The sequence below is a fragment of the Microbacterium sp. genome, assembly GCF_011620665.1.
GTDB lineage: Bacteria > Actinomycetota > Actinomycetes > Actinomycetales > Microbacteriaceae > Microbacterium.
On record NZ_WOYQ01000062.1, the window covers coordinates 1 to 3421 of the forward strand.

A 3421-nucleotide genomic window follows, 5' to 3' on the forward strand; every position below is an offset into this window, starting at 1 on the left:
GTCTCGTTCGTCACGGTGTTCGTCATCATCTACGTGCTCGTCAACCTGGTCGTGGACCTTCTCTACGGCCTGCTCGACCCGAGGATCCGCTATGTCAACTGATCTCAACGATCCCACGGGGGTGACCCACTTCGTCGCTCCCGTGAAGGATGGGACCCTCGTCGTCGACGCTGTGAGGGTCGACGAGAAGCCCAGCAACCTGTGGACGGATGCGTGGCGCGACCTGCGTCGTCGACCGACGTTCTGGATCAGCCTGCTCCTGGTGGCGATCGTGCTGCTGATGGCCGTCTGGCCGACGCTGTTCACGCAAGTGCCGCCGAACGACAACTGCCAGCTTGCCGACAGCAACGGCGGGCCGACGGACGGTCACCCGCTCGGGTTCACCTTCCTCGGCTGCGACGTTTGGTCGCGCATGGTCTGGGGCGCTCGCACGTCGCTGACCGTGGGTCTGCTCGCGACGATCATCGGCACGACAATCGGCCTTGTCATGGGCGCTTTCGCGGGTTTCTACGGGGGATGGCTCGACTCTCTGCTCTCGCGCATCGGCGACATCTTCTTCTCGATCCCGTACATTCTGGCTGCCGTCGTCGTCATGAGCGTCTTCTCCACGAATCGCAATGAGTTCACGCTTGCGTTCGCAATCGGAGGATTCGCCTGGGCGTCGACCGCCCGTGTCGTGCGCGCCGAAGTGCTCCGGGTGCGTCAAGCCGACTTCGTCACGGCATCTCGCGCGCTCGGTCAGTCGCGATTCACGACGTTGGTCACCCACGTCGTGCCGAACGCAATCGCGCCCTTGCTGGTGATCACCACCATCAGTCTCGCCGGGGCCATCGTCGCCGAGGCGACCCTGTCATTTCTCGGTGTCGGTCTCGGCAGCGGAACGATGTCGTGGGGCAATGACATCAGTCAGGCGCAGCAGTCCCTGCGCGTCGCACCCATGGCGCTCGTCTACCCGTCGATCATCCTGACTGTGACAGTGCTGGCCTTCATTCTTTTGGGCGAATTGATCCGCGACGCCCTCGACCCGAGAGCGAGGGCCCGCCGATGAGCGAGATCTCCCGAGAGCCCCTGCTACGGGTTCGTGACCTGCGGGTGGCCTTCGACTCGCAGTCGGAAAGCAACGAGGTGCTGCACGGCGTCAGTTTCGACATCTTTCCGGGCGAGACGGTCGCGATCGTCGGGGAGTCCGGCTGCGGCAAGTCCACAACGGCATCCGCAGTCGTCAATCTCCTCCCCGGCAACGGACGCATCACCGCCGGGAGCATTCTGCTGGACGGCGCCGAGCTGACCGAATACAGCCGACGCGCGATGGAGAGCATTCGCGGTCGTGACATCGGCTATGTCCCGCAGGATCCGATGTCCAATCTCAACCCGGTATGGTCGATCGGTTTCCAGGTGAAGGAAGCGGTGCGAGCCAACGGCATCGCGAGCGGCAGGCGTGCCGTCGAGGCGCGCGCGATCGAGGTGCTCAAACAAGCCGGCCTCGCGGACGCCGAGAAGCGGATGCATCAGTATCCGCACCAGTTTTCAGGAGGGATGCGGCAGCGCGCGCTCATCGGCATCGGTCTCGCGGCAGACCCGCAGCTGCTGATCGCGGACGAGCCGACATCCGCGCTCGATGTGACCGTGCAGCGTGTCATTCTCGACCACATGGCCACGCTCACGCGGGAGAAGGGCACCTCGGTGCTGCTGATCACGCACGATCTCGGTCTCGCAGCCGAACGGGCGGAGCGCATCATCGTGATGAAGGATGGTGAAATCGTCGAGGCGGGTCCCAGTCGACTCATCCTGCAGAATCCGCGCCATCCGTACACTCAGCGCCTCGTCGCCGCGGCGCCGTCGATCGCTTCGCAGCGCATTCAGGCGAAGGTCGAAGACCGGGGTATTCAGACGATGGACGATGTCGCCGGCATCCCACCGACACTGCGTGTGCGCGACCTGACGAAGGACTACCCGATCCGCCAGGGCGGGTTCCGAAGCATCCCGTTCCGCGCGGTCGATGCCGTTTCCTTCGATATTCCGCGCGGCAAGACGCTCGCGCTTGTCGGGGAGTCTGGGTCAGGGAAATCAACGGTCGCAAAGATGGTTCTCGCTCTCGAAACTCCCACCTCCGGGTCGATCGAGGTCGACGGCAAGGACGTGTCATCGCTATCGAAGCGCGCCCTGTTTGATCTGCGCCGTCGGATGCAGCCGGTCTTTCAGGACCCGTACGGGTCCCTCGACCCGATGCGCAATATCGGCAACACCATCGCCGAGCCGCTGAACATCCACAAAGTCGGCGACAGCGCTTCACGCCGTGTGCGCGTGCGTGAGCTGCTCGACCAGGTCTCGCTGCCGCAAGCGCTCGCCTCGCGTTACGCCAACGAGCTCTCGGGCGGCCAGCGGCAGCGCGTCGCGATCGCGCGTGCGTTGGCGCTCAAGCCCGACATCGTCATCCTCGATGAGGCAGTCTCGGCGCTCGACGTGCTCGTTCAGGCTCAGATCCTGGAGCTCTTGAACGAGCTCCAATCGTCGCTCGGGCTGACGTACCTCTTCATCACCCACGATCTGGCGGTGGTGCGCGTGGCCGCTGACCTCGTGTGCGTGATGGAGAAGGGTCGCGTGGTCGAGCAGGGGACTGTCGACGAGATCTTCGCCCGGCCGGCACAGGAATACACGCGTCGGCTTCTGGACGCGATCCCGGGGGCGTCGATCCGATTGGGCGGGAACTGATCGGCCGACTGATGCGCCGAGAGAATCCGCGCGAGCGCGTGGTTCTCCGCGCAGCCTCAGGAGTGGTCGCGATGATCATCTCGGGCGCAGTCGCGCTCCTTCTCCTGGGCGACGCCGTGCTGCGAGCCGGGTGGGGCGAGATGCTGCTTCTTGCGCCCTGGGTCCTGCTGGCGGTATGGGTCGTGTACCTGTTCATGTACTCATCGGCGATCGAGACGGATGCCGACGCCGTGACGGTGCAGAATTTTCTGCGTCGCACGCGGTTACCCTGGGGCGAAGTGGCTGATGTCCGACTGCGCTATCAGGTCGTGTTCGTGTATGGCGGCGGGCAGGAGCTCAAGGCGTTCGGTGGGCCCGTCGCCGGGCGGCCGGGGCGGCCGTCCCGCGACGGGCCGGGCGGGCGGCGACGCGAGCCTCCGGCGCTCCACGAGGTCGAGACGATCCGACGGCGGTGGGAGGCGTCGGTGGAGGCGAGCGCCGTCGGCGGTGTCCCCACTCGTTCGTGGGCCCCGTTCGGACTCTGTTCGGGGCTCCTCATCGCGGTGTGGGCGGTTGTCGCAGTGATGATCACCGGCGGTCCGGCATGATCGGATTGATGATCTCGCCGCCTGTACCGCATGCATTTTGCCCGCAGGTCACGAAATGTTACGGTCCTGCAAAGACTCCCTTCAGCCCGTGGTCGTAGCTGATCGCCGGGTTAGGGTCTAGT

The 3421-nt window shown here is 65.0% G+C and carries 3 protein-coding genes and 1 pseudogene; all 4 read left to right on the plus strand.

Translation table 11 applies throughout. The features are described 5' to 3' along the window. Positions 1-102: pseudogene (locus QZV81_RS07940) on the plus strand (ABC transporter permease); the annotation flags it as partial. Next, positions 92-1048: an ABC transporter permease gene (locus QZV81_RS07945; protein WP_292835387.1), complete on the plus strand. Its 957-nt coding sequence runs from the start codon at positions 92-94 to the stop codon at positions 1046-1048. The pseudogene QZV81_RS07940 and the gene QZV81_RS07945, both read left to right, overlap by 11 nt. Continuing rightward, a complete protein-coding gene (locus QZV81_RS07950; RefSeq protein ID WP_292835390.1) occupies positions 1045-2712 on the plus strand; it encodes an ABC transporter ATP-binding protein in 1668 nt (555 codons plus the stop codon). Before QZV81_RS07945 ends, QZV81_RS07950 begins: the two co-directional genes overlap by 4 nt. A gap of 38 nt (positions 2713-2750) precedes the next feature. Continuing rightward, positions 2751-3299 carry a PH domain-containing protein gene (locus QZV81_RS07955; protein ID WP_292835393.1) on the plus strand — a complete coding sequence of 183 codons (549 nt, stop codon included), beginning with the start codon at positions 2751-2753 and terminating at the stop codon, positions 3297-3299. Positions 3300-3421 lie beyond the last annotated feature (122 nt).

Coding starts and splice junctions, on each gene's coding strand:
- QZV81_RS07950 (WP_292835390.1), top strand. CDS start 1,045: ATGAGCGAGATCTCCCGAGAGCCCCTGCTACGGGTTCGTGACCTGCGG.
- QZV81_RS07945 (WP_292835387.1), top strand. CDS start 92: ATGTCAACTGATCTCAACGATCCCACGGGGGTGACCCACTTCGTCGCT.